Annotated in this window: 1 protein-coding gene; it reads right to left on the bottom strand. The window is 55.0% G+C overall.

The genetic code is table 11. From position 1 onward, the window contains the following. Window positions 1–119 precede the first annotated feature (119 nt). Window positions 120–775 (bottom strand): 4-(cytidine 5'-diphospho)-2-C-methyl-D-erythritol kinase (gene ispE, locus B3873_RS12640; protein WP_286866455.1); only part of this gene is annotated, 656 nt, incomplete at its 5' end.

Raw genomic sequence — 775 nt, 5'->3', positions numbered from 1 at the left:
AATCAAAATCCGGTGCCTTAACCAGCTTGGCGATTCCCCTACGCAACTTGCTGTTTGCCGTGCCGGCGCGCTCATCATCAGGCGCTGCGTCTTCGTCAAACCAATTCTCTAATTCTCTATTACGACTGCACTAAATGGGCGAGAGGATGTTCCTGCATCGCTTTGGCTTTCCAGCCGATCCAGCGCGAAGGCAATTGCTTGAGCACTTCGTCTGCCTGATGTTCGTGTTCGAATGCACTAAACACACAAGCGCCAGATCCGGTCATCCTCGCACTCCCGAATTTGCCCAGCCACTCGACTGCTGCTGCCACTTCGGGGAAATGTGCGGTTGCCACCATTTCCAGATCGTTTTTCCCGAAGCTGGAAGCAACTTGTTTCGTCGCATCAGGAAAGTCCGTTATTCTGATTGGTTTCGTATCCCTTGTCAACAACTTTGATGAAAAAATTATTGAAGTTGGAACAGATACGCCCGGTTCGATCACCACATACCAGCAATCTGCGGTACGCAGTGGCGACAATTCTTCACCCACACCTTCGGCGAATGCATTGCGCCCGAACAGGAAGAAGGGAACATCGGCCCCCAGCTTCAGGCCCATCTCCATCAGCGAGGCGCGATTGTATCCGCATTTCCATAAATGATTCAAGACCAATAATGTCGTTGCTGCATCGGAGGAGCCGCCACCGACCCCGCCACCCATCGGCAGCAGCTTGTGTACGGTGATGTCGGCACCCGGTTGCGGCCGGCCGCCGGCCTCGCGCAGCAGGGGCGCGGGGC

It is taken from the genome of Herbaspirillum sp. UBA812 (genome assembly GCF_002296545.1).
GTDB lineage: Bacteria > Pseudomonadota > Gammaproteobacteria > Burkholderiales > Burkholderiaceae_D > Herbaspirillum > Herbaspirillum huttiense.
This window is presented reverse-complemented; position numbering and strand designations above follow the sequence as displayed.